This window comes from Pseudomonas sp. 3MA1 (assembly GCF_029237275.1).
Taxonomy (GTDB): domain Bacteria; phylum Pseudomonadota; class Gammaproteobacteria; order Pseudomonadales; family Pseudomonadaceae; genus Aquipseudomonas; species Aquipseudomonas fluorescens_AP.
The window spans coordinates 648,092-667,244 of record NZ_JAACFX010000002.1 but is presented as its reverse complement, the minus strand read 5'-3'; the positions used below and the strand labels follow the sequence as shown (position 1 = coordinate 667,244).

Sequence of the window (19,153 nt, the reverse complement as noted above, 5' to 3'; positions counted from 1 at the left end):
CTCACCGATTGAAAGGGTTCCCCATGAGCATTTGCGGTATCGAGATCAAAGGCAGCGAAGCCATCTTCGCCCTCGCCACCCTGCAAGACGGCGCGCCGCAGCACCAGCCGCTGAGCATCAAGAAGATCGCCCTGGAAGACGATGATGAAGCGGGCAACGTCCGGGCCTTCGCCGCCCGGATCGATGCCTTTGTCCGCGAACACCGGATCACCCGCATCGCCATCAAGAAGCGCAGCAAGAAAGGCGAGTTCGCTGGCGGCCCCACCACCTTCAAGATCGAAGGCGTGCTGCAACTGCTGGAACACTGCGAAGTGACCCTGCTGTCGCCGCAGACCATCAATGCCCAGCACAAGAAGCACGACTTCGCCCTGCCGGCGAGCCTCAACAAGTACCAGCACGAAGCCTACAAGACCGCCTGCGCCGCCCTGTTCAAACAATAACCGTAGGAGCCGGCTTGCCGGCTAACAGGCTCGCCAGCGCTACCGAGCCCGAGTCAAACCAGTTCCCGGCCACCACCTTACTGCCGCCGGTCCTCCCGGGGACAATTCACGAAACGCGCGCGGTAACTGCGGGTGAAGTAGGACGGTGACTCAAACCCGCAGGCGATGCTCACCTCCAGCACGCTCATGTCGGTCTGGCGCAGCAGTTGCCGGGCTTTCTCCAGGCGCAGGCCCAGATAGAAGTTGCTCGGGGTGTCGTTCAAGTGCAGGCGGAACAGGCGCTCCAGCTGGCGCCGGGTGACCTTGATCGACTCCGCCAGAGCCAGGGTGCTCAGGGGCGGCTCGCTGTGCTGCTCCATCTCGCCGATCACCTGCACCAGCTTCTTGTTGCTGATGCCGTAGCGGCTGGCGACTTCCATGCGCTGGTGATCCTTGCGCGGGCGGATGCGCCCCAGCACGAACTGCTCGCTGACCTGGATCGCCAGTTGCGGGCCGTGGGCCTGGGCGATCAGGTCGAGCATCATGTCGATCGACGCGGTGCCGCCGGCGCAGGTGATCCGCCGCCGATCGATCTCGAACAGTTCCTGGGTCACGCTCAGTTGCGGGTAGGACTCCTTGAACGCCTCGATGGCCTCCCAGTGCAAGGTCACCCGGTGCCCCTCCAGCAGCCCGGCCTCGGCGAGGATCACGCTGCCGGTGTCAATGCCGCCCAGGGTCACGCCCTCCAGGTCCAGGCGGCGCAACCAGTGTTCCAGGGCCGGGGTCAGGCACTTCAGCGGTTCGAAGCCGGCCACCACCCACAAGGTGGCGCCCTTCTTCAGCAGCTCCAGGGCCGCGTCGACATTGACCGACATGCCGTTGCTGGCCAGCACCGCGCCGCCGTCGGCGCTGAGCACATGCCAGCGATACAGCTCGCCACGAAAGCGATTGGCCACCCGCAGCGGCTCGATGGCGGAAATGAAACCGATGGCGGAGAACCCCGGCATCAGCAGGAAGTAGAAGTCCTGGGACATGCAACGCACTCCGGTGACGGCCAGCGTGGGCCCTGTGATACGCCAAATGCCCCCCTGTCACAAGGGCCCAGGTCGCTGCAGTGCAAGAGTCGGTCGCCGCTGTGCGTTTGCCGTCCCTGGCGCCTGCGTACCTTGGGCTCACCGACGCACCAAGACGCCGGGATCGACAATAACGACCTGCCGAGGGAACCCACATGAAACGACTGATCAGCCGCTGTGTGCTTGCGCTTAGTGGTAGCGTTTTTCTGATGTCAGGGGCCATGGCCGCCGACGCCCCCAGTTGCCAGAACGTGCGCCTGGGCGTGGTCAACTGGACCGACGTGATCGCCACCAGCGCCATGACCCAGGTCCTGCTCGATGGCCTGGGCTACAAGACCAAGCAGACCAGCGCCTCGCAGCAGATCATCTTCGCCGGCATCCGCGACCAGCGCCTGGACCTGTTCCTCGGCTACTGGAACCCGCTGATGACCCAGACCATCACCCCCTTCGTCGAGGCCAATCAGGTCAAGGTCCTGGCCGAGCCCAGCCTCAAGGACGCCCGCGCCACCCTGGCCGTGCCCTCCTACCTGGCGGACAAGGGCCTGAAGACCTTTGCCGACATCGCCAAGTTCAAGAAGGAGCTGGGGGGCAAGATCTACGGCATCGAGCCCGGCTCGGGCGCCAACACCCAGATCAAGGACATGATCGCCAAGAACCAGTTCGGCCTGGGCCAGTTCCAGCTGGTGGAGTCCAGTGAGGCCGGCATGTTGTCGGCGGTGGCCCGGGCGGTGAAGCGCAACGAGGCCATCGTGTTCTTCGGCTGGGCGCCGCATCCGATGAACGTCAACTTCAAGATGACCTACCTCAGTGGCAGCCAGGACGCCCTGGGCCCGAACGAGGGCCAGGCCACGGTGTGGACCGTCACCGCGCCGAGCTATGCCGAGCAGTGCCCGAACGTGCACCGGCTGCTGACCAACCTGACCTTCAGCGCCGAGGACGAGAGCCGCATGATGCAGCCGCTGCTGGATCACAAGGACGCCCTGGAATCGGCCCGCCAGTGGCTCAAGGACCACCCGCAGGACCAGCAGCGCTGGCTTGAAGGGGTCACCACCTTCGATGGCAAGCCGGCCGCCGAACACCTGCAACTGACCAGCAAGTAAACAACCGCCACTGCCGCCGCGCAGCCCGCCCAGGGCTGCGCACGGCCACCTCACGCCCCCAGCAAACCCGCCTGTAAGGAATCGCACCATGAACCACGACGTCATCATCACCTGCGCACTCACCGGTGCTGGCGACACGACCGCCAAGAGCCCCCACGTGCCGGTCACCCCGAAACAGATTGCCGCCGCCGCGGTGGAGGCCGCCAAGGCCGGGGCCACGGTGGTCCACTGTCACGTGCGCGACCCGGCGACCGGCAAGTTCAGCCGGGACGTGGCGCTGTACCGCGAAGTCATGGAGCGGATTCGCGAGGCCGACATCGACATCATCGTCAACCTCACCGCCGGCATGGGCGGCGACCTGGAGATCGGCGCCGGTGAACGTCCCATGGAGTTCGGGCCCAACACCGACCTGGTGGGGCCGCTGACCCGCCTGGCCCATGTCGAGGAGCTGCTGCCGGAGATCTGCACCCTGGACTGCGGCACCCTCAACTTCGGCGATGGCGACACCATCTACGTCTCCACCCCGGCCCAACTGCGGGCTGGCGCCAGGCGCATCCAGGAACTGGGGGTGAAGGCCGAGCTGGAGATCTTCGACACCGGCCACCTGTGGTTCGCCAAGCAGATGATCAAGGAAGGCCTGCTGGACGACCCGCTGTTCCAGCTGTGCCTGGGCATTCCCTGGGGCGCTCCGGCGGACACCACCACCATGAAGGCCATGGTCGACAACCTGCCGGCGGATGCGGTCTGGGCCGGCTTCGGCATCGGCCGCATGCAGATGCCCATGGCCGCGCAGGCGGTGTTGCTGGGAGGCAACGTGCGGGTCGGCCTGGAAGACAACCTGTGGCTGGATCGCGGCGTGCTCGCCACCAACGGCCAACTGGTGGAGCGGGCCACGGAAATCCTCAGCCGCCTTGGCGCCCGGGTCCTGACCCCGGCCGAGGGCCGGCAGAAGATGGGCCTGAAGCAACGCGGCTAACCCACACACCCTCCCCCTGTAGGAGCGAGCTTGCTCGCGAAGAGGCCCGCAAGGCCGCCGACAGCTTCGCTGGCAAGCCAGTTCCTACGAACTCCTTTTTCAGGAAGATGCGATGACCTTTATCACCGAAATCAAAACCTTCGCCGCCCTGGGCAGCGGCGTGATCGGCAGCGGCTGGGTGGCCCGCGCCCTGGCCCACGGCCTGGACGTGGTGGCCTGGGACCCGGCCCCCGGCGCCGAAGCCGCCCTGCGCAAGCGAGTCGCCAATGCCTGGAGCGCCCTGGAACAACAGGGCCTGGCGCCCGGTGCCTCGCCACAGCGCCTGCGCTTTGTCAGCACCATCGAAGAATGCGTGAAAGACGCCGACTTCATCCAGGAAAGCGCTCCCGAGCGCCTGGAACTCAAGCTGGAACTGCACAGCAAGATCAGCGCCGCCGCCAAGCCCGATGCCCTGATCGGCTCCAGCACCTCGGGCCTGCTGCCCAGTGAATTCTACGAGGGCTCGACCCACCCGGAACGCTGCGTGGTGGGCCACCCGTTCAACCCGGTGTACCTGCTGCCACTGGTGGAAGTGGTGGGCGGCCAGCGCACCGCACCCGAGGCGATACAGGCGGCGATCCGGGTCTATGAATCCTTAGGCATGCGCCCCTTGCACGTGCGCAAGGAAGTGCCGGGCTTCATTGCCGACCGCCTGCTCGAAGCGCTGTGGCGCGAAGCCCTGCACCTGGTCAACGACGGGGTGGCGACCACCGGGGAGATCGACGATGCGATCCGCTTTGGCGCCGGCCTGCGCTGGTCGTTCATGGGCACCTTCCTCACCTACACCCTGGCCGGGGGCGACGCCGGCATGCGCCACTTCATGGCCCAGTTCGGCCCGGCGCTGCAACTGCCCTGGACCTACCTGCCGGCTCCGGAGCTGACCGACCAGCTGATCGACGACGTGGTCGAAGGCACCGCCGAACAACTGGGCAGCCACAGCATTTCGGCCCTGGAGCGCTATCGTGATGACTGCCTGCTGGCGGTGCTGGAGGCAGTGAAAACCACCAAGGCCAAGCACGGCATGCACTTTCACGATTAACCCCAACCTCCGTAGGAGCTGGCTTGCCAGCGAACAGGCCGTCAAGCCAGGCGCAACCCCAACGGACGCCTTCGCCGGCAAGCCGGCTCCTACCGTTATCCGGTGACCTTATGCCTGCCCTGACCACCTACAGCACCCGCATCATCAACGACTGGGTCGACTACAACGGCCATCTGCGCGACGCCTTCTACCTGCTGATCTTCAGCTACGCCACCGATGCCCTGATGGATCACCTGGGGCTCGACAGCGACCACCGCGAAGCCAGCGGCCACTCGCTGTTCACCCTGGAACTGCACCTGAACTACCTGCACGAAGTGAAGCAGGGCACCGAGGTCCAGGTGCGCACCCAGATCATCGGCCACGACCGCAAGCGCCTGCACCTGTATCACAGCCTGCACAAGGTCGGTGATCCCCAGGAGCTGGCCGGCAACGAACAGATGCTGCTCCACGTCGACCTGGCCGGACCGCGTTCGGCGCCGTTCAGCGAGCCGGTCCTGCAGCGCCTGCAAGCTCTGACCGCCGAACAGGCCGATCTGCCGCGCCCGGCCTACATCGGCCGGGTCATCGGCCTGCCCGCAGCGCAATAGCCACCCGCCCGAAAAGGAGATCACCGTGAACACCGCCGCCCTTGCCGACTATCGCCGTTACCCGTTGATCAGCCCGTTGAGCGCCGTGCAGCTATTGCCGGACCGGGTTCAGGTGCGCTGGGGCGATGAGCGCCTCAGCCCCTTTCACCATCAGTGGCTGCGGGACAACTGCCCCTGCCCGCAATGCGTCTACAGCGTGACCCGCGAACAGGTACTGGAAATCGTCGACGTTCCCGAAGACCTCGGCTGCCTCGGGGCGCGCATCGATAGTCAGGGCTGCCTGTGCCTCGACTGGTCGGACGGCCACCAGAGCCGCTTCGACCCCGGCTGGTTGCGGGCCCACGCCTATGACCGGCAATCCCGCGAGGAGCGCCGCGCCAACCAGGCGCAGCGCCAGCTATGGGACAGCCAGCTGCAACTGCCGGTGTTCGACTATCAGGCCCTGATGGAAGACTCCAAGGCGCTGCTGCAATGGCTGCTGGCCCTGCGCGACATCGGCCTGACCCAGGTACGCGGCGCACCCACCGAACCCGGTTCCCTGGCCCTGATCGCCCGGCGTATCGCATTTATTCGCGAGAGCAACTTCGGCGTGCTGTTCAACGTGCAGTCCAAGGCCGACGCCGACAGCAATGCCTACACCGCCTTCAACCTGCCTTTGCACAGCGACCTGCCGACCCGCGAACTGCAACCGGGGCTGCAGTTTCTGCATTGCCTGGTGAATGATGCGACGGGCGGCGAAAGCATCTTCGTCGACGGTTTTGCCATAGCCGACGCCTTGCGCCGCGAAGACCCCGACGCCTTCCGCGCGCTGTGTGAAATACCCGTGGAGTTTCGCAACAAGGACCGCCACAGCGACTACCGCTGCCTGGCGCCGATCATCGCCCTGGATGCCCTGGGCGAAGTGGCGGAAATTCGCATGGCCAACTTCCTGCGTGGTCCTTTCGACACCACCGAACAACAGATGCCGCGGCTGTACCGCGCCTACCGGCGCTTTATCGGCCTGACCCGCGAAGCCAGGTTCCGGGTGATCCGCCGCCTCGACCCGGGCCAGCTCTGGTGTTTTGACAACCGCCGCACCCTCCACGCGCGCAACGCCTTCGACCCGGCCAGCGGCGCCCGACACTTCCAGGGCTGCTACATCGACCGCGACGAACTGCTCTCCAGAATCCTCGTGCTGCAACGCTGACCCTCATCCCTCTGCACCGGCCCCCAGCAGGAGCCGGCTGGCCGGCGACGCATGCCGGCCAGCCTTCCACAGGCAAAAAAAAGCCCCGATCAAGCCGTGACAGGATCGAGGCAGGGACTACTACTGAGGAGCTGCGGTGAGAAGGTGACCAAACCATCATGACGCGAGCTAAGTGCAGTCTGCCGACTCTACTCGCGGGCCGGTTAGCCGAAAGCGACGTGTTCGTAGGTAATAGAGCCAGCGGCGCCCTTCAGACCGCCTCGGTAAACAGCACCACCCTCACATAGAAACAGCCGGCCTTAGACATGAACAGCGTCAAAGGGGCTCTCTCAAGTGAACAACTGAAATATAAAAGTATCCAATTTTGTCCCACTCCTCCCTTTTGTTGTGAATCGTTTCCTCAGAAGCCATTCTGATGTGATATCCAAGACCGGTATTTTTATCTTCGTAGTAAGTCTCACCTCTCACCTCCCACATACAGCAGACAAATTTCAGCTTCCCCTGTACGCCCAACTCACGATGCAAATACTGCTCTACATCATGCGCACTTCTCCCTTCTACTCGATAGATGGCTTTTAGTGGCGCACCTTGGCTCTTTGGCTTAGATTCACAACTGACAAACTCAATAGAGCTAGGTGGATTGGCAATAGCCCTCAGAAAATCTCCACACTCAGGAGACGCCGAGACGCCATGTGAATTCACAAGCAGAAAAAAAGCAGAACATACAGCAAGAATAGTTTTCACTCGCTACACCTCAACGATCAACTCACCAATAAATTTCCCTTTACTACCTGGAACACGCTTATTAATAAGGTACTCATATAGCGGATTCCACTTGATCAACTCATAACAAGTAACACAACCTTCCGAAACGTGCCCAATGTGTATATATCGGGTGCTATTAATAGCCGTCCCTTCCAATGCAATGGGAAACCAGACATCTGTACAATTAACCTGCCCAGGATGAGCATTTCTATAACCCGCAGTATCGATGTGCGCATGAGAATAGTCTGGCGCCATGATTCGATGCCTGCCAGGAGGTATTGGCGTGTACTTCCCATCCCAGATGCTGTTAAGCGTAGCCCTTGCATTTAGGCCGTCAAAGCTCGCTATGGCCCATTGCTGCCGGAGTGAAATATGTTGAATATCTGACTCAACATTCTCTTGCAAATCGGCGTACTTTACTCTAACTGTTGCCCCAACTTGTTCAGGCCCCACATCAGACATATATAATGGGACGTTGCCGTTACTCAACGCTACTTCTTTACCGACAAACTCTCCGTTGCCATCAAGTACTTTAAAAATCGTATACCTACCATCAACTCTCAAAATGACTGCTTTTGTATACTCACATAAAAACACCATATCAAACTCATAAGGAAACATAGGCTTTACACCTAGCCACCCCCCTTCATCATCCGCCCGCCTCACATACTTGGTAGTCACACCAACACGCTGTCGAGAGTTCGGCTCTCTGGTAGTAGCATGCACATTGTTAGCCAGCACAATCTGATTCATGAGCGACTCCTTAAACGACATCATCCGGTTCTATACGAAGCAGTTCGCTCGCGTTGGTAAAGACACGTTGCGTCAATCCATTGGAGTCCGTTACACCCCGATAGACTTTCCCTCCCGGGGTCACAATCTTGTAGCTAAAACCGGGAACCGGTTCGCCTTCAGCATCCAGCAGCTCAAACTGTTCGTTGTATGACTGTTGAATAGTCAGAGGAACAATAGGAGTGAACTCAGCAACGGTGACTGTAGTTCCGATAATGACCGTTCCCGATCCACCAACAACCACATTACCGTGGCTGCCCAGCGAATCCGTGGTGGCAACAGGTCGGCCATTGACCAATACATTACTGATCAAGTTACCCGTCAACGTCGCTCCACAAGCCGTCTGATCCCCCTCACGAGCAACTGGTAATCCATCGAAAATGACATCGGGCGAGCCACTGACGATGGGACTCACTCCATGCCCGGGAATCGGGCAGGCGGTGGGGTCGGTGGCTCGTGCGGCGGGCTTCCCTGACATGATGATTGCTCCTTGAGAGTGGCGTTCAGCGATAACGCCTGAATCATTGCGCTACCTCTTATGCCGCCAGGAGACAGGTCAAACAAGGCGGAAGAATCTGAAATGCAAGTCAGATCCATAGCTGCGCGACGACCGGCTCCAGACCACCGAGTTAGCCGAAAACGACCTGTTCATAGGTAAACGGGCCATCGCGACAATCTGCCCTTGCCGCCACCCGGACGGCCTACCAGAATCGGTTGACGACCACGCTCCCTGAACAAGGATAAAAGTCATGATGCATGCGGATCTGATTGACCAGGACGACCTGCTGGGACAACTCCGGGCCCTGGGTTTCGAAATGCCCGCAGGCGCCAGCGCCGAGCAGGCCTGCGAATGTGCGGTAAGGGGTTTGAGCGATGCGCGGGCCAAGGCGCTCAAGGGCATGGTGGAGCAGATGCTCACCGGCAATGCGACCATTCTGCCGGCGGTGCGCCAGGCCATCGACCGTCAGTTGCTGCCGGCGCTGGCCGAATACCTGCAGCACAAGCGCGCGTGAACGTCCCCAAGGCCTGAGTCGGTTGCTAGAGTCCGCTCTCCCCAAACCGACACAGGCAATTTCCTCATGATCCGCATTCAACCCGGCGCCCTCAGCGAACCGTCCGGCTGGCTGCAATTGCGCCAGGAGCTATGGCCCGACTGCCCGCCGCAAGAGCACCTCGCTGAAATCCGCCAGATGCTGGCGCAGCCCGAGCGCTATGGCAGCTGGCTGGCCTATGGACAGGACGGTACGGCGGTGGGACTGGCCGAGGCGGCATTGCGCCACGACTACGTCAACGGCACCGATAGCTCGCCGGTGGTGTTTCTCGAAGGGCTCTATGTGGCTCCCGAGCAGCGGCGCCAGGGCATTGCCCAGCGGCTTATCGAGCAGGTGGCGGCATGGGGACGGCAACAAGGCTGCGTGGAACTGGCCTCGGATACCAGCCTGGACAATCTGCCCAGCCAGAACTTGCACCACGCGCTGGGCTTCGAGGAAACCGAGCGCGTGGTGTATTTCAAGAAGCGTCTGTGACTACAGGCGCACGCTGGCGAAAGTCGATTCGTTGCGCGCCTGGCTCAAGGCCGACAGCGGGCCGGACAGCGGCGCCAGGACCATGGCTTGCGGCAGCGGCATCATCGCCACCTGCTGGGTGGTGTTGGAGCCGATGCGCTCGTCGCGGGGCGGAATGCCGAAGTATTCGCGGTAGCACTTGGAGAAGTGCGGCGTGGAAACAAAACCACAGACCGAAGCCACTTCGATGATCGACATCGGCGTCTGCTTGAGCAGTTGCCGGGCACGGATCAGTCGCAGCTTGAGGTAGTAGCGCGACGGCGAACAGTGCAGGTACTTCTGGAACAGCCGCTCCAGCTGACGCCGGGACACAGCGACGTACACCGCCAACTCGTCCAGATCGATCGGCTCTTCGAGGTTGGCCTCCATCAACGCGACGATTTCCTGAAGCTTGGGCTGGTTGGTGCCGAGCATGTGCTTGAGGGGCACGCGCTGGTGATCCTGTTCGTTGCGGATGCGCTCATAGACGAACATTTCCGAGATTGCCGCCGACAGTTCGCGGCCATGATCACGGCTGATCAGGTGCAGCATCATGTCCAGCGGCGCGGTGCCGCCGGAGCTGGTGAAGCGGTTGCGATCGAGGGTGAACAGGCGGGTGCTCATGGACACCCGAGGGAAGGCTTCCTGCATCGCCGCCAGGCATTCCCAGTGCACGCTGCAATCGAAGCCGTCCAGCAGGCCGGCGCAGGCCAAAGCCCAGCTGCCGGTGCACACCGCACCCAGACGACGGGACTGGCGCGCCTGGCTTTGCAACCAGGACACATGTTCACGGGTCACGGTGCGCTGGATGCCGATGCCGCCGCAGACGATCACGGTGTCGAGGCTGGGGGCTTTGTGCATGGAGGCGTCGGGGGTGATTTGCAGACCGTCACTGGCCCAGACCTGACCGCCATCGACGCTGAGGGTGGTCCAGCGATACAGCTCGCGGCCGGACAGTTGGTTGGCCATGCGCAGGGGTTCGACTGCGGAGGCCAGGGAAATCAGCGTGAAATTGTCCAGCAGCAGAAAGCCGATGGATTGAGGCGCACGGTTCTGGGGTTGGGCCCCGGAGTTGAACGACGTCATCGCGATATCTCCTCACACAAAGCGGGTGATGGCCTCAGGCGGAGGCTCTTTTTATGTGCCCTGCGACTCATCGGAGGCGGGCTTGATATTCACAGAGCAATTGCCATGCCTAAAGTTGAATGGGCATTCAATAACTCCTGAAAACGACGTCGCGACGCGTCTATATAGCCCTTGTCAATGTGCGGATAAGAAGCGCCGAAAGGCGCGGCGCAGCGGCGCCGACAAAAGCGGTGAGCAGTTAGGTAGCACTTGGGCCGCCAAGGCGTTGCGCCAAGGCCGGCGAGTGTCACTCAAAGCACAGCGCGCCGACCCACGGACAGGTCCGCCGGCGCGCCGGGCAACTTGTCTATTCGCGACGCGCTAAAAGGTGGCGCGCCACGGCTTGAGTGAGCCATTTGCGCGCGCCGGCGCCCCTGGCTCGCACCCGGCAGAGCGTCGAGGGAGGCTCAGCATTCCACCGCGCTCACGGCCAGGCCGCCACGGGAAGTCTCTTTATATTTGTCATGCATGTCCGCCCCGGTATCACGCATGGTGCGGATCACCCGATCCAGGGAGATGAAGTGTTGGCCATCGCCGCGCAAGGCCATCTGCGCGGCATTGATCGCCTTCACCGCGGCAATCGCGTTGCGCTCGATGCAGGGCACCTGCACCAGCCCGCCCACCGGGTCGCAGGTCAGGCCCAGGTTGTGCTCCAGGCCGATTTCCGCGGCGTTGCACAACTGCTCGGGGCTGGCCCCGAGAATCTCCGCCAACCCCGCCGCGGCCATGGCACAGGCCGACCCCACTTCGCCCTGGCAACCGACTTCGGCCCCGGAGATCGAGGCGTTCTTCTTGCACAGGATGCCGATGGCCGCCGCGCCGAGGAAGAAATCCACCACGTTGGCGTCGGTCACGTCCTCGCTGAATTTCATGAAGTAGTGCAGCACCGCCGGAATGATCCCCGCCGCGCCATTGGTGGGGGCGGTAACCATGCGCCCACCGGCGGCGTTCTCTTCGTTCACCGCCAGGGCGAACAGGTTGACCCACTCCATGGCGCTCAAGGTGGAGCCGATCACATTGGGCTTGTTCAATTCCTGCAAGCTACGGTGCAACTTGGCCGCGCGCCTGCGCACATTGAGCCCGCCGGGCAGGATGCCTTCGTGCTTGAGGCCCTGCTCCACGCAATCCTGCATGGCGCGCCACAGCGCCATCAGGCCGCTGCGGATTTCCTCCTCCGAGCGCCAGACCTTCTCGTTGGCCAGCATCAGCTCGGCGACCCGCAGCTTGTGCTGCTGGCACAGATCGAGCAGCTCCACCGCGCTGGAGAAGTCATAAGGCAGCTCGCTGCGATCCAGGTCCGCCACGCCACTGCTGGCCTGGGCCTGGTCGACGACAAAACCGCCGCCCACCGAATAGTAGGTATCGCGATACAGCTCCGTGCCTTCAGCCTCCGCCACCAGGGTCATGGCGTTGGGGTGAAACGGCAGGTTCTCATCCAGCAGGCGCATGTCCCGGGCCCAGACGAAAGGCACCGGCAGGCGCCCGTCCAGCAGCAAGGTGTCGGTTTCCCGCAGTTGCTGGATGCGCGGGCCGATCAGCGCAGGGTCGATCGCGTCCGGCCACTCCCCCATCAGCCCCATGATCACCGCGTTGTCGCTGCCATGGCCGATGCCGGTGGCCGACAGCGAGCCGAACAGCTGCACCTCGACCCGCCGCACCCGCTCCAGCAGTTGCCTTTCCTTCAATGCCTGAACGAACAGCGCCGCGGCACGCATGGGTCCGACGGTGTGGGAACTGGAGGGGCCGATGCCGATCTTGAACAAGTCGAAAACACTGATAGCCATTACTGCGTAACTCCTCGATGAGCACAGTCCAGGCGTCGAAAACGCCCTCTGACGGAGCTGCTACGCTCAAGCTGCAATCCGCCGAGAAGGGCGCATCATCAGGCTTTTACCGCGCCTCGCGACGTCTGACACCGACCCACTCATGCCCACCAACGCCGCCTGGCGCGAGGCTCGGGTTGCGGGCGTTTTTTGCGGTGCAGATGCTGGAAAAAATGCCCGGAAACACTGTAAGCGACCTCACCGACACTGGATGCGACCCTCCCTGTACTGGATACGACGCACCCCGTAGGCGACAGTTTTTCACTGGTACATGATCAGTCTCGACTCGATTGCAAGGCTCGGTGGTAGAGCTGTCCCCGGCACACCAACCGCCACACTTATAAGCGCGGTCCACACGCCGCCAGAAAAACATCCAGGAGTCCCCCCTATGAAAGGTTCCCCGTCGTTGTTGTTGGCCGCCATGCTGAGTCTGCCGCTTCTGGCACACGCCGCAGAACCGGAGCAATGCAGTACCGTAAACTTCTCCGATGTCGGCTGGACCGACATCACCGTGACCACCGCCACCACCAGCGTTGTGCTCAACGCCCTGGGCTACAAGACCAAGACCACGATGATTTCCGTGCCGGTGACCTACAAGTCCCTGGCCGACGGCAAGAACATGGACGTGTTCCTCGGCAACTGGATGCCGACCATGGAAAACGACATCAAGCCTTACCGCGACGCCGGCACCGTGGAAACCGTGCGCGCCAACCTGGAGAACGCCAAGTACACCCTGGCAGTCCCCGAGTCCTTGTATGACAAGGGCCTGAAAGACTTCGCCGACATCGTCAAGTTCAAGAAGGAACTGGACGGCAAGATCTACGGCATCGAGCCGGGCAACGACGGCAACCGCACCATCCAGACCATGATCGACAAGAACGCCTTCGGCCTGAAGGACGCCGGCTTCAAGGTGGTGGAGTCCAGCGAGGCGGGCATGCTGTCCCAGGTCGAGCGCGCTCAGCGACGCGACACCGCGGTAGTGTTCCTGGGCTGGGAACCGCACCCGATGAACACGCGCTTCAAGATGAAGTACCTGACCGGGGGTGACGAGTACTTCGGCCCCAACTTCGGCCAGGCCACCATCTACACCAACACCCGCAAGGGCTACACCACCGAATGCAGCAACGTCGGCCAGTTGCTGAAGAACCTGTCGTTCACCCTGAACATGGAAAGCAGCCTGATGGGCAACGTGCTGGACGACAAGATGAAGCCTGAAGCGGCCGCCAAGGCCTGGCTGAAAAAGAATCCACAGGTGCTCGATACCTGGCTCGCCGGCGTGACCACCATTGACGGTAAACCCGGCCTGGAAGCCGTGAAAGCCAAGCTTGCCCAGTAATCGCTTACGCCGGGCGGGCTTGCCCGCCCGGGCTGTTTTTTCCTTGCATGCGGACGTTCAATACCATGCTCACTGATCAGAAAATCCCCCTGGGCCAGTACATCGCGGCTTTCGTAGAGTGGTTGACGAAGCACGGCGCCGGCACCTTCGACGCGATCGCTACCACCCTGGAAACCATGATCCACGGCGTGACGTTCGCGCTGACCTGGTTCAACCCCCTGGCCCTGATCGGCCTGATCGCCCTGCTGGCGCACATGATCCAGCGCAAATGGGGCCTGACCGTATTTGTCGTGCTGTCTTTCCTGCTGATCCTCAACCTGGGGTACTGGCAGGAAACCATGGAAACCCTGGCCCAGGTGCTGTTCGCCACCCTGGTCTGCGTGGTGATCGGCGTACCGCTGGGGATCGTCGCCGCGCACAAGCCGCTGTTCTTCACCATGATGCGTCCGGTCCTGGACCTGATGCAGACCGTTCCCACCTTCGTCTACCTGATCCCGACCCTGACCCTGTTCGGCCTGGGTGTGGTGCCCGGCCTGATTTCCACCGTGGTGTTCGCCATCGCCGCGCCGATCCGCCTGACCTACCTGGGCATTCGCGATGTTCCACAAGAGTTGATGGACGCCGGCAAGGCCTTTGGCTGCTCGCGCCGTCAGTTGTTGTCGCGCATTGAGCTGCCCCACGCCATGCCGAGCATCGCCGCCGGTATTACCCAATGCATCATGCTGTCGCTGTCGATGGTGGTGATCGCCGCCCTGGTCGGCGCCGACGGCCTGGGCAAACCCGTGGTCAACGCACTCAATACCGCCGACATTGCCCTGGGCTTTGAAGCCGGTCTGGCCATCGTGCTGCTGGCGATCATGCTCGACCGTATCTGCAAACAACCTGAAGCCAAAGTAGGGGGTGACGCATGAGCATAATCCGCTTCGATAACGTAGACGTTATCTTCTCCAAGGACCCTCGGGAGGCGCTCAAGCTGCTGGACCAGGGCATGACCCGCAACGAAATCCTGAAGAAGACCGGGCAGATCGTCGGCGTGGAAAAAGCCAGCCTGGACATCCAGAAAGGCGAGATCTGCGTACTCATGGGACTTTCCGGCTCCGGCAAGTCCAGCCTGTTGCGCTGCATCAACGGCCTCAACACCGTGAGTCGCGGCAAGCTGTTCGTCGAACACGAAGGCAAGCAGATCGACATTGCCTCCTGCACCCCCGCCGAGCTGAAGATGATGCGCACCCAGCGCATTGCCATGGTGTTCCAGAAGTTCGCCCTGATGCCCTGGCTGACGGTGCGCGAGAACATCAGCTTCGGCCTGGAGATGCAGGGCCGACCGGAGAAGGAGCGGCGCAAGCTGGTGGACGAGAAACTCGAACTGGTGGGCCTGACCCAGTGGCGCAACAAGAAGCCCGACGAGCTGTCCGGCGGCATGCAGCAGCGCGTGGGCCTGGCCCGCGCCCTGGCCATGGACGCCGATATCCTGCTGATGGACGAACCCTTCTCGGCCCTCGACCCGCTGATCCGCCAGGGGCTGCAGGACGAGTTGCTGGAACTGCAACGCAAGCTGAGCAAGACCATCGTCTTCGTCAGCCATGACCTGGACGAAGCCCTGAAACTGGGCAGCCGCATCGCCATCATGAAAGACGGGCGGATCATCCAGTACAGCAAGCCGGAAGAGATCGTGCTCAACCCCGCGGACGACTATGTGCGCACCTTCGTCGCCCACACCAACCCGCTGAACGTGCTTTGCGGTCGCAGCCTGATGCGCAGCCTGGACAACTGCAAGCGGGTCAACGGCTCGGTGTGCCTGGACCCGGGTGGCGACTCCTGGCTCGACCTGGCGGAAGGCAACACCATCAAGGGCGCCCGCCGCAACGGCTCGCACATGGACCTGCAGAACTGGACTCCGGGACAGGCGGTGGAAGAACTGGGCCGGCGTCCGACCCTGGTGGACTCCAATATCGGCATGCGCGACGCGCTGCAGATCCGCTACCAGACCGGCAACAAACTGGTGCTCCACGACAACCAGAAAGTCGTCGGCATCCTGGGCGACAGCGAGCTCTACCACGCGCTGCTCGGCAAGAACCTGGGTTAAGCCGCAGACACAAAAACGCCGCGAGCAATCGCGGCGTTTTGCTTTAAAGGCACACTCCTTCTGTAGGAGCTGGCTTGCCAGCGAACAGGCCCTGAAGCCTTGCAGTGCCCTGAAGGGCGCCTTCGCCGGCAAGCCGGCTCCTACAGCGGGTGGAGCCGCCCCCTCGGGAGCGGTCCGTTACTTCACTCAGCTATAGACACGGCCGAGGAGCTGCCGATGGCTTTCGAACTGATCGAGCACATCACGGGTGATCTGCTCCTGGGTGAAGCCCATCAAGTCGTATTCCTGGCTGCCGTTGTGCAGGTACACCTCGGCGCGGTAGAAACGGCTGCGCACTTCGCTGTCCGCCCCTTCCGGCTGGGCCGATTCGCTCGGCGCCGCCAGGTAGCCGTCCAGGCTCACTTCATAAACGAAGGGATTGCCCTCTTCCATTTCCACCCGCAGGCCCAGCAGATTCTTGGACTTGCCCAGGTTGGCCTGCACCTCATGGCCCAGGTTGCGCAGTTGCGCGGCGGCTTCCTGCAGGGCCGGGCTGATGTGCTTGTCCATGTAACGCTGCACCACCGACTGGGTCGGTTGCAGGTCCAGCTGGCTCAGGCGTTCGCTGAAACCGCGACGACCACGCTCGGCCAGTTGCGCTTGTTCCTGCTCGATCTGCACGTCCTGGCGCATGGCCTTGTGCAAGCCGAACATGAAGAAGATCAGCACCACCGAGAACGGCAGGCCGGCCAGCACCACCATGGTCTGCATGGCTTCGAAGTTGCCGGCGAACAACAGACCGATGGTCACCAGGGTGATCACCACCGACCAGAAGATCCGCAGCCAGTGCGGGGCGTCTTCATCGACGTTGCCGCCCTTGCAGGACAGGTTGGCCATCATCACCGCGCCGGAGTCGGCGGGGGTCAGGAACAGCACGAAGCCGACGAAGATCGAGACACCGATGACAATCTTCGACGCCGGGTAATGCTCAAGCAGTTGGTAGATCGCCATGGACGGCTGTTCCAGCGCCGTCTTGCCCAGCTCCACCGCGCCCTGGTTGACCACCAGGTCCAGGGCCGAGTTACCGAAGATCGACAGCCAGGCCAGGGTGAAGCCCAGGGGAATCAGCAGCACGCCGGCTACCAGCTCACGCACGGTGCGACCGCGGGAAATACGCGCAATGAACATGCCCACGAATGGTGCCCAGGAAATCCACCAGGCCCAGTAGAACAGGGTCCACAGGCCCAGCCAGCGGTCGGACTTGGCGTTGTCGCCTTCGTACACATAGAGGTCGAAGGTCTTGAGCACCACACCGTTGAGGTAGTCGCCGATGTTCTGCACGAAACCGTTGAGCAGGTGCAGGGTCGGGCCGAACAGCAGGACGAAGATCAACAGGCCGCTGAACAGCACGATGTTCAGGTTGGACAGGCGGCGAATGCCGTTCTCCACGCCGGACACCGCAGCGATGGTGGCCACCGTACTCATGACGATGATCACGATCAGCAGGTTGGTGTTGCTGTGCTCCATGCCGAACAGGTTTTCCAGGCCGGAAGACACCTGCATCGAACCAATCCCGAGGTTGGTCACCAGGCCCAGCAGGGTCACGAACATGCCGAAACCGTCCACCGCGTGGCCGGCCGCGCCCTTGACCCAACGCTCGCCCACCAGCGGGTACAACGCCGAACGCAGCGCCAGCGGCTGGTTATGCCGATAGGCGAAGTACGCCACCGCCAAACCCACCAGGGCATAGATCGCCCAGCCATGCAGGCCCCAGTGCAGGAAGGTCAGCTGCAACGCCTGGCGTGCCGCCAGGTTGCTGCCGGGTACGCCTTCCGGCGGATTGAAGTAGTGGTCCAGGGGCTCGGAAGCACCGAAGTACAGCAGCGAGATACCGATGCCGGAGGAGAACAGCATCCCGGCCCAGGCGCCGTAGCTGAAGTCCGGGGTGTCTTGCTTGGTCCCCAGCTTGAGCTTGCCGTAGGAGGAGAACGCCAGGCCCACCACGAACACCAGGTAGGCGGCGATCACCACCATGTAGTACCAGCCGAAGCTGCGGGACAACCAGGCCTGGGCAATGCCCAGCAATCTGCCGGCCTCTTGCGGGGCGATGATCAGAATGGCGGTCAACAACAGGATCAGCGCGGTGGAGGTGTAGAACACCCAACCGTTGACCCGCACCTTCTCCGGTGGGGTCTTTATAAGAGAGGCAGAACTCATTGCACAGATGCTCCAGGCAGTGCGAGAGAAGGACACAAGGCAACACCGCACCCGACCAATCGGTTAGTTGGCAGCCGATCATCGGGTGATATAAAGACACCCCGAAAAAGCCCGAAACCGCAAAAGCCGCGTTGCGCACCCGCATCCAAGGTCAGTGACGAGCCTGCAGCTCGTCGCCTGTTCCCCGGAGCGTCCTGCCCCTTCAACACGTTCTTACTCTTGCCGGTCCACGCCATGCCACGTGTAAGTTTTGGGCTATTTCGGAGGTCGTTTTCCCGCCGTCCGCGAGTAGGAAAACCTCCCCAGGCAGCGACGATTTGTCGCAGATCTTATTCTTTGTTGATTGAACGTTCAATCAAAACAAAATAGACTGGCCCACAAGTCGACCGGCGTCATACGCCCGCCGACAGGCCTAAGGAGAGGTATCAGATGCCCAAGGTCGGTATGCAACCCATACGCCGCCAGCAATTGATCGAAGCCACGCTGCAAGCGGTCGATCAGGTCGGAATGGGGGACGCCAGCATTGCGCTGATCGCCCGTTTGGCCGGTGTTTCAAACGGCATCATCAGTCACTACTTTCGGGACAAGAACGGCCTGATCGCAGCGACGATGGGTTACATCATGAGCATGCTCAACGAAGGCGTCAGAGCACGCCGCCAGGCCCTGACGGACGACAGCCCGCGCGCTCACCTGAAAGTGATCATCGAGGGCAACTTCGATGCCAGCCAGGTGAACGGCCCGGCAATGAAAACCTGGTTGGCCTTCTGGGCTTCCAGCATGCACCAGCCCGATTTGCACAGGTTGCAGCGGATCAACGACCACCGCTTGTATTCCAACCTGTGTTGCCAGTTCCGCCGTGCCCTGCCGCTCTACCATGCGCGCAAGGCAGCCCGCGGCCTGGCGGCTTTGATCGACGGTTTGTGGCTGCGTGGTGCCTTGTCGGGTGATGAATTCGACACCGACCAGGCGATACGGATCGCTTACGAATACATGGATCTACAACTGGTTAAGCAGGAGCGCTAGAGCACAAAAGAGACGCTCGGCCCCTGACCCGCCACTGATCAACG

Annotated in this window: 19 protein-coding genes; 12 read left to right on the top strand and 7 right to left on the bottom strand. The window is 62.1% G+C overall.

Going from position 1 to position 19,153, the window contains the following annotated elements; translation table 11 throughout:
• Window positions 1-23 precede the first annotated feature (23 nt).
• The gene (locus GWQ44_RS08235; protein ID WP_199010139.1) at window positions 24-440 is read left to right on the top strand and encodes a DUF3010 family protein; all 417 of its coding nucleotides are present in this window, start codon (window positions 24-26) and stop codon (window positions 438-440) included.
• 77 nt (window positions 441-517) lie between these two features.
• On the opposite strand, the gene GWQ44_RS08230 is transcribed toward GWQ44_RS08235, so the two are convergent.
• Entirely contained in the window at window positions 518-1,453 is a 936-nt protein-coding gene (locus tag GWQ44_RS08230) for a GlxA family transcriptional regulator (protein WP_275927011.1), read from the bottom strand.
• A gap of 194 nt (window positions 1,454-1,647) precedes the next feature.
• Here GWQ44_RS08230 and GWQ44_RS08225 point away from each other — a divergent pair, with 194 nt between their 5' ends.
• From GWQ44_RS08225 to GWQ44_RS08205, 5 genes are all read left to right on the top strand, one after another.
• Window positions 1,648-2,592, top strand: a complete 945-nt coding sequence (locus GWQ44_RS08225; protein WP_016967166.1) for a choline ABC transporter substrate-binding protein — start codon at window positions 1,648-1,650, stop codon at window positions 2,590-2,592.
• 88 nt (window positions 2,593-2,680) lie between these two features.
• Window positions 2,681-3,568 carry a 3-keto-5-aminohexanoate cleavage protein gene (locus GWQ44_RS08220; protein ID WP_047306439.1) on the top strand — a complete coding sequence of 296 codons (888 nt, stop codon included), beginning with the start codon at window positions 2,681-2,683 and terminating at the stop codon, window positions 3,566-3,568.
• 112 nt (window positions 3,569-3,680) lie between these two features.
• Window positions 3,681-4,646 (top strand): L-carnitine dehydrogenase, encoded by a 966-nt coding sequence (locus tag GWQ44_RS08215; RefSeq protein ID WP_275927010.1) that lies wholly within the window; start codon window positions 3,681-3,683, stop codon window positions 4,644-4,646.
• A 110-nt stretch (window positions 4,647-4,756) separates the two neighbouring features.
• The gene (locus tag GWQ44_RS08210) at window positions 4,757-5,233 is read left to right on the top strand and encodes a thioesterase family protein (protein WP_275927009.1); all 477 of its coding nucleotides are present in this window, start codon (window positions 4,757-4,759) and stop codon (window positions 5,231-5,233) included.
• 25 nt (window positions 5,234-5,258) lie between these two features.
• Window positions 5,259-6,419, top strand: a complete 1,161-nt coding sequence (locus tag GWQ44_RS08205) for a gamma-butyrobetaine dioxygenase (protein ID WP_275927008.1) — start codon at window positions 5,259-5,261, stop codon at window positions 6,417-6,419.
• Between the two features lie 315 nt (window positions 6,420-6,734).
• Here the strand turns inward: GWQ44_RS08205 and GWQ44_RS08200 are convergent, their stop codons facing one another.
• From GWQ44_RS08200 to GWQ44_RS08190, 3 genes are read right to left on the bottom strand one after another with little or no spacing between them, the layout of a single operon-like run.
• On the bottom strand, window positions 6,735-7,163 hold the full coding sequence (locus tag GWQ44_RS08200) for a DUF4952 domain-containing protein (RefSeq protein ID WP_275927007.1): 429 nt from the start codon (window positions 7,161-7,163) through the stop codon (window positions 6,735-6,737).
• 3 nt (window positions 7,164-7,166) lie between these two features.
• Entirely contained in the window at window positions 7,167-7,937 is a 771-nt protein-coding gene (locus tag GWQ44_RS08195) for a hypothetical protein (RefSeq protein ID WP_275927006.1), read from the bottom strand.
• Between the two features lie 10 nt (window positions 7,938-7,947).
• Window positions 7,948-8,487, bottom strand: a complete 540-nt coding sequence (locus GWQ44_RS08190) for a PAAR domain-containing protein (RefSeq protein WP_275927068.1) — start codon at window positions 8,485-8,487, stop codon at window positions 7,948-7,950.
• 238 nt (window positions 8,488-8,725) lie between these two features.
• Between GWQ44_RS08190 and GWQ44_RS08185 the strand changes: the two genes are divergently transcribed.
• Both GWQ44_RS08185 and aac(6') read left to right on the top strand, forming a co-directional pair.
• Entirely contained in the window at window positions 8,726-8,989 is a 264-nt protein-coding gene (locus GWQ44_RS08185) for a hypothetical protein (protein WP_016962894.1), read from the top strand.
• A 66-nt stretch (window positions 8,990-9,055) separates the two neighbouring features.
• Window positions 9,056-9,502 carry an aminoglycoside 6'-N-acetyltransferase gene (aac(6'), locus tag GWQ44_RS08180; RefSeq protein ID WP_016962893.1) on the top strand — a complete coding sequence of 149 codons (447 nt, stop codon included), beginning with the start codon at window positions 9,056-9,058 and terminating at the stop codon, window positions 9,500-9,502.
• Here the strand turns inward: aac(6') and GWQ44_RS08175 are convergent, their stop codons facing one another.
• Together GWQ44_RS08175 and GWQ44_RS08170 are read right to left on the bottom strand one after the other, a co-directional pair.
• A complete protein-coding gene (locus GWQ44_RS08175) occupies window positions 9,503-10,606 on the bottom strand; it encodes a GlxA family transcriptional regulator (RefSeq protein ID WP_016962892.1) in 1,104 nt (367 codons plus the stop codon).
• A 446-nt stretch (window positions 10,607-11,052) separates the two neighbouring features.
• The gene (locus GWQ44_RS08170; RefSeq protein ID WP_047306446.1) at window positions 11,053-12,429 is read right to left on the bottom strand and encodes an L-serine ammonia-lyase; all 1,377 of its coding nucleotides are present in this window, start codon (window positions 12,427-12,429) and stop codon (window positions 11,053-11,055) included.
• Window positions 12,430-12,856: 427 nt separating this feature from the next.
• Between GWQ44_RS08170 and GWQ44_RS08165 the strand changes: the two genes are divergently transcribed.
• From GWQ44_RS08165 to choV, 3 genes are all read left to right on the top strand, one after another.
• Window positions 12,857-13,804, top strand: a complete 948-nt coding sequence (locus GWQ44_RS08165) for a choline ABC transporter substrate-binding protein (RefSeq protein WP_179599398.1) — start codon at window positions 12,857-12,859, stop codon at window positions 13,802-13,804.
• Window positions 13,805-13,869: 65 nt separating this feature from the next.
• A complete protein-coding gene (choW, locus tag GWQ44_RS08160) occupies window positions 13,870-14,715 on the top strand; it encodes a choline ABC transporter permease subunit (RefSeq protein ID WP_016966356.1) in 846 nt (281 codons plus the stop codon).
• Complete coding sequence (gene choV / locus GWQ44_RS08155; protein ID WP_275927005.1) at window positions 14,712-15,890, top strand: choline ABC transporter ATP-binding protein; 1,179 nt, start codon at window positions 14,712-14,714, stop codon at window positions 15,888-15,890. Before choW ends, choV begins: the two co-directional genes overlap by 4 nt.
• Before the next feature lie 186 nt (window positions 15,891-16,076).
• On the opposite strand, the gene GWQ44_RS08150 is transcribed toward choV, so the two are convergent.
• Window positions 16,077-18,029 (bottom strand): BCCT family transporter, encoded by a 1,953-nt coding sequence (locus GWQ44_RS08150; RefSeq protein ID WP_256596448.1) that lies wholly within the window; start codon window positions 18,027-18,029, stop codon window positions 16,077-16,079.
• 486 nt (window positions 18,030-18,515) lie between these two features.
• Between GWQ44_RS08150 and betI the strand changes: the two genes are divergently transcribed.
• Entirely contained in the window at window positions 18,516-19,109 is a 594-nt protein-coding gene (gene betI / locus GWQ44_RS08145) for a transcriptional regulator BetI (RefSeq protein ID WP_275927004.1), read from the top strand.
• Window positions 19,110-19,153: the final 44 nt, after the last annotated feature.

What these genes read in the sequence shown, in the direction of transcription:
- GWQ44_RS08235 (WP_199010139.1), top strand. Translation starts at nt 24, where the DNA reads ATGAGCATTTGCGGTATCGAGATCAAAGGCAGCGAAGCCATCTTCGCC.
- GWQ44_RS08230 (WP_275927011.1), bottom strand. Translation starts at nt 1,453, where the DNA reads ATGTCCCAGGACTTCTACTTCCTGCTGATGCCGGGGTTCTCCGCCATC.
- GWQ44_RS08225 (WP_016967166.1), top strand. Translation starts at nt 1,648, where the DNA reads ATGAAACGACTGATCAGCCGCTGTGTGCTTGCGCTTAGTGGTAGCGTT.
- GWQ44_RS08220 (WP_047306439.1), top strand. Translation starts at nt 2,681, where the DNA reads ATGAACCACGACGTCATCATCACCTGCGCACTCACCGGTGCTGGCGAC.
- GWQ44_RS08215 (WP_275927010.1), top strand. Translation starts at nt 3,681, where the DNA reads ATGACCTTTATCACCGAAATCAAAACCTTCGCCGCCCTGGGCAGCGGC.
- GWQ44_RS08210 (WP_275927009.1), top strand. Translation starts at nt 4,757, where the DNA reads ATGCCTGCCCTGACCACCTACAGCACCCGCATCATCAACGACTGGGTC.
- GWQ44_RS08195 (WP_275927006.1), bottom strand. Translation starts at nt 7,937, where the DNA reads ATGAATCAGATTGTGCTGGCTAACAATGTGCATGCTACTACCAGAGAG.
- GWQ44_RS08185 (WP_016962894.1), top strand. Translation starts at nt 8,726, where the DNA reads ATGATGCATGCGGATCTGATTGACCAGGACGACCTGCTGGGACAACTC.
- GWQ44_RS08175 (WP_016962892.1), bottom strand. Translation starts at nt 10,606, where the DNA reads ATGACGTCGTTCAACTCCGGGGCCCAACCCCAGAACCGTGCGCCTCAA.
- GWQ44_RS08170 (WP_047306446.1), bottom strand. Translation starts at nt 12,429, where the DNA reads ATGGCTATCAGTGTTTTCGACTTGTTCAAGATCGGCATCGGCCCCTCC.
- GWQ44_RS08165 (WP_179599398.1), top strand. Translation starts at nt 12,857, where the DNA reads ATGAAAGGTTCCCCGTCGTTGTTGTTGGCCGCCATGCTGAGTCTGCCG.
- choW (WP_016966356.1), top strand. Translation starts at nt 13,870, where the DNA reads ATGCTCACTGATCAGAAAATCCCCCTGGGCCAGTACATCGCGGCTTTC.
- choV (WP_275927005.1), top strand. Translation starts at nt 14,712, where the DNA reads ATGAGCATAATCCGCTTCGATAACGTAGACGTTATCTTCTCCAAGGAC.
- betI (WP_275927004.1), top strand. Translation starts at nt 18,516, where the DNA reads ATGCCCAAGGTCGGTATGCAACCCATACGCCGCCAGCAATTGATCGAA.